The organism is Mesorhizobium sp. M7D.F.Ca.US.004.03.1.1, from assembly GCF_003998635.1.
GTDB classification, from domain to species: domain Bacteria; phylum Pseudomonadota; class Alphaproteobacteria; order Rhizobiales; family Rhizobiaceae; genus Mesorhizobium; species Mesorhizobium loti.
The window spans coordinates 1-4,501 of record NZ_RZQG01000494.1; the positions used below are offsets into that span (position 1 = coordinate 1).

Sequence of the window (4,501 nt, forward strand, 5' to 3'; positions counted from 1 at the left end):
CAAGGGAATCGCAAAACCGAATTGCAGGAAAACAGCGTCCAAATACCGCTAATCCTGCAATTCCAAAGCCGCTATCCGCCTCAATCAACAGGCCAGATCAATGGCTTGCGGATAGTTCACGGCCGACCAAATCGAAAATGCAAACTTAGGCTGTTGCGCGGTATCTCCTTCCACATCATCTCTTGCGCATACCTGCATTCCAAGGTGTTTGATCCTATGCTTCGCGAGGAGCAGGTAGGTCGCGACAGCTAGGCAATGTTCCAGCTGCCCTAGCGGAGGAGTCACGATTTTCCGGCAAGCTCCGTCGGCAGACGTTCCTTTCTGGCCTTGGCAAAGGCTCGGTCGCCTTCCAGAAACGCCGCCAGCATGAAAGGGATGAGTTCTGCCACGGTTTCAGACTGACCATAGGTCTGACGGTAAAGTGCAGCATACTCCTTGAGTGTTTGGCTCAGCTCCGCGCTGACGGTAATGGTGATCTTCGAAGCTGTTCGGTCCGGAAGTTTTCCAAGTTTCAGGTCAGCCATGATAACTCCTGCTCAACTGGCGTATGGCCGCAGCACGATGTCCTTGTGCACGATGACGCGCAGTGGCCAACCTGGGCGGACGACGATGGTGGGCTGGATATTGAGGTTTTTTTCGGTGATGCGCTGGCCGGCTCGACTGGCGTTCTGCTGGGCTGATTCCCGGATCGCCTTGACCAGATCGCTCTCGTTTTCGCCGAGGCTGAATTCTGTGCCGACACCGAGCAATGTGGCAAGCGCCACTCCCTTGATCATCTGCCAAGTGTGGAAATCGACTTCGTCTTCCAGCCCTGCGTAGCCGGCGGTGTCGCTCGCGGGCAGATTGTCGATTTCGGCCGACGAGCCGTCGGGCAGCAGAATGCGCTGCCAGACCAGCAGCGCTCGCTTTTGCCCGAACGCGACGACGCTGTCGTAGACGCCGATAAGACGTGAGCCCTGCGGAATCAGCAATATGTTGCCCGTGACCGTGTCGTGCACATTTTCGGTGACTTGCGCGACGACAAGGCCCGGCAAATCGGAATTGATGCCGGTGATCAGGCTGGGGGCAATCACGCTGCCAGCCATCAGTTGATATGGCGAGATCGGCGTCTGCAGCGCATGCGGATTGTAGATCCCGCCAGTGCTCCGCTGGCTGAGAAAATCAAGCTTTCGCTGCTGATTGTTCTGGTCGCCTTCCGCCGCCGCCACCGAGGCTGACGCGCGTCCTGCTTCGGATTGGGGAAGCGCCTCAAATGGATGCTGAGCAGTTTGCACGCTCTCTCCGACATCTGTCTTTTGAGCTCGATTTTCGACGCGGAAAAGCACCCGCGATTCACGCGCTTCGATCGCCTGCTGCGCTAGACGCTGCTCCTCGGCCGAGATGTCTTGGCCCGGCACGATGCCGAGCTGGCGCTGCCGCTCGAGGATGGGGCGGCCGAGGTCGCCCGGCAAAGGTAGCCCAAGGACGGGAGGCTTCGGCTTCATGCCGGAATAGTCATGGGGAAGCGTATCGAGCCCCTCGGCGGTTGGTTTGCGCTCAGTGTTGTAGAGATCTTCCGCCTGATCCCTGATGCGAAGGGCCGGCCCCTGGAGGGCGATCATGGTAACGCCGAAGACAGCGCCGGATCCGAGCGCTGCGATCGCGATGATCACACCGCGCCTGAACCGCACCACGCGGCGGGGAGAGGCCCGAAGCTGCAGTTCCTCGGGATCCAGTTTCGGCGGGATGCCAGAGCGGGAATTTTCGATCATGAGTCCTCACCTCGCCGGCTGCCGCGAAAGAGCGAGATCCGCCGTTGCGGTTGCCTGCCGTCAATCCTGCTGATGCGGATCACCTGCTGCCGCTTGGTGCCGAGGCGAAGTTCGGCCGCGGCGAAGAGCCGATCGACGATGTAATAGTTGCCGCGCACGCGATAGTTGACGAGCTCGCTGCTCCCATCTGCGCCGACGATGAAGAGTGGTGGCGCCTCGCCCTGATCTATGCGACGAGGGAACTCAATATAGACCTTGCTGCCGTCGTCGAAGGCTCGCGTCGGTCTCCAGGGCGGTGTGTCGCCACTGATTGAGTAGCGAAAGCGAAGGTTTTCGAGCGCGATATTCGACGCGACCGGTGTAACTGCCTCGGCTTGAGCATTGCGCTGGCGAAGCGCGATGATCTGGTCTTGGCTGTAGGTCCAGGAGATTGCCGCCATTGCGGTCTTCTCGGTGCTTTGAAGCTGCAAATGATAGGTCCGCCGGTCCGTCGTAATGACGACATTGGTGGCAAGACCCGGCGCGAAGGGTTTTACCAGAACATGGGTGCGCTGATTGTCACCGGTGCCGCTTGCGGTATCGCCAATGACCCAGCGCACGGTGTCGCCAGCCGACACGGCGGTTAGTTTCTCGCCCGGCTGCAGAGCGATGTCGGTCACGCGCTCCGGCGCGGCATAGAGTTGATAAAGCGCGCCATCGGTGAAGGGGTAGACTTGCACGGCATTAACATACCCGTACTTGGTGGGTTGCTGTGTCGCGGCTTTGTTGGCATCAGCGACGCGTTCTTCAGGGGGGCGCTTGTCCTCGGCCTTGCCGGGCTCGGGCTGCATTTGGCCAGGCAGCGGCAGTGGTTTTGGCACCTCGACAATTCTAATCGGCCTCTCCGGCGCCTTTTCGATCGCGGCCGGTTTGAAGTCGGCAGCGTCATAGGAAATCTCAGGCGGCGGCACCTTCTTCGATGCACAAGCGGAAACGACCGCTGCCGACACCGATAGGATCAGCACGGCACGAATCGGTGACATTTTACCTTTCATTGGTGGACTCCGTCGGAGAAAGGGGGGTTGGGACGGCGCTGTCGAGCTCGCGTGACCAGTCAATGGCATTGATGAAGACGCCGAGCGGATTCTTGCGCAGCTGATCCGTATTGCTTGGCGAGCGAATCACGATCGTGAGGATCGCAGTCCAGCGCATCGTGCTGGCAAGGCTTCCGCGCTCAAACACCTGCTCGGTCCATTTGACCTGGAATGAACTTTCGGAGGCTCTGACCACGCTGGTGACCTGTACCGAAACACTGCGCGTTCCGATCTGACCGAAGGGGTCGTTCGCCTTGGCGTATTCGTTGAGGAAGAGCGCTGCGCGATCGCTAGCAAAGTCGTACGCTGCCAACCAGTTCTGCCGTACCAAAACCGGATCGGTGGAAACGGAACGGACATTCTGGATGAAGCGGCCGAGATGCCAGGCGATCTGAGCATCCGAGGGCTCATAATTCCGGATCGCCGGCGCGACGGCGCGCGTCTCGCCGAAGCCATCGACCTCGACGACATAAGGCACGACACGGCTTTGCATCGACTGCCATACGAGTCCGCCGGAAAGCCCGGTCGCCAAGGCCAGGCAGCCAAGGGCCATGATCCGCCAGTTCCTGGCCTGCAGTCGAGATGAGCCGATGCGCTCGTCCCACAGCTGGGCGGCTTTTTGATACGGCGTGACCGGTTCGGGTGTTTTGCCGTAACGGTGCACGGGTCGCTTGAAGAGCATCTAGTCATCCTTGTCGTTGAGAGAGGGGGTGGCGCTGCCTCCCGGCCGGTCTCCGTCTCGGACAGCTTGCATGGCAGCGTGGCGATTTGCACGGGCGGTCTGTTCAGAACGTAGGCGCCTTGCCCACGTCGGCGCCGAAACAGTGGCCGAACCGGCAGAGCGTTCGGTCATTGGCGCTGTCGGCGTGCCGCCGGTCGCGGTCCACGCGGCATCGCGCCCGGCATCGGCGTTGCGCCCAACACTTGCAGTGGCGGATCGCGCTATGCGTATAGCGGCGCCGCCAGCTGCACTGGTTACACCATGCATTCCAGCAGCCACACCGGAGAGGCCAGCGTCGGGCGAGGTTGCGCGCCCGATCTGCCATGACGTGGAAGCAGCCGATCCCATTGTTGTGCCGGCTCGGATGGCGGCGACACCGCCGCTGGTTGCCATACGCGCGCCAGCAAATGCTGTGCCTCCAGCAACGAGTGATACACCCGCTGCCGCCGCGGTCGTGCCGAGGGCGGCGCCCGCCCCAAGCTGCGGTGCGCCTGAGACAAGACCCGACGCGATCCCCGGCCCAAAAATGCCAAGGCCAAGCAATGCCAGTGCGCCCAGTACCTGGGACATGGCACCGGCAAGATCCGGCTCCTTGCCTTGCAATGCGGAAGCGAACTCCCCGAAGAGCGTGGAGCCGATACCGACAATGACGGCGAGCACCATCACCTTGATGCCTGACGAGATAACATGGCCGAGCACGCGTTCGGCCAGGAACGCTGAACGGTTCCAAAGTGCGAATGGAACCAAAACAAAACCTGCCAGCGTGGTGAGCTTGAACTCAAGGATGGTGATGAAAAGCTGGATGGAAAGGATGAAGAAGGCGATGATGACCAGGAACCAGGCCATCAGCAGCACGAAGATGGTCAGTGCGTTGCCGAAGATTTCCGGGAAGCCCAGGAGCTGACTGGCTTGGTCAAGCATTGGCCAAGCACCTTCGAAACCGGTCGCGGCAATGC

Annotated in this window: 6 protein-coding genes; 1 reads left to right on the forward strand and 5 read right to left on the reverse strand. The window is 60.7% G+C overall.

From position 1 onward, the window contains the following. Positions 1-252, forward strand: a 252-nt coding sequence (locus EN935_RS41480) for a hypothetical protein (RefSeq protein ID WP_206516445.1), incomplete at its 5' end; no start/stop codon positions are given. 29 nt (positions 253-281) lie between these two features. Here the strand turns inward: EN935_RS41480 and EN935_RS23680 are convergent. The 5 genes from EN935_RS23680 to EN935_RS23700 form a co-directional block, all read right to left on the reverse strand. Beyond that, on the reverse strand, positions 282-524 hold the full coding sequence (locus EN935_RS23680; protein WP_024502859.1) for a DUF2274 domain-containing protein: 243 nt from the start codon (positions 522-524) through the stop codon (positions 282-284). A gap of 12 nt (positions 525-536) precedes the next feature. Beyond that, positions 537-1,751 carry a TrbI/VirB10 family protein gene (locus EN935_RS23685; protein ID WP_127373659.1) on the reverse strand — a complete coding sequence of 405 codons (1,215 nt, stop codon included), beginning with the start codon at positions 1,749-1,751 and terminating at the stop codon, positions 537-539. Then, positions 1,748-2,773, reverse strand: coding sequence for a P-type conjugative transfer protein TrbG (trbG, locus tag EN935_RS23690; RefSeq protein ID WP_164548809.1), 1,026 nt, complete (start codon positions 2,771-2,773; stop codon positions 1,748-1,750). The genes EN935_RS23685 and trbG overlap by 4 nt, the downstream gene beginning before the upstream one ends. Position 2,774: 1 nt before the next feature. After that, the gene (gene trbF / locus EN935_RS23695) at positions 2,775-3,506 is read right to left on the reverse strand and encodes a conjugal transfer protein TrbF (RefSeq protein ID WP_063169230.1); all 732 of its coding nucleotides are present in this window, start codon (positions 3,504-3,506) and stop codon (positions 2,775-2,777) included. Next, positions 3,507-4,501, reverse strand: a 995-nt coding sequence (locus tag EN935_RS23700) for a type IV secretion system protein (protein WP_127373660.1), incomplete at its 5' end; no start/stop codon positions are given.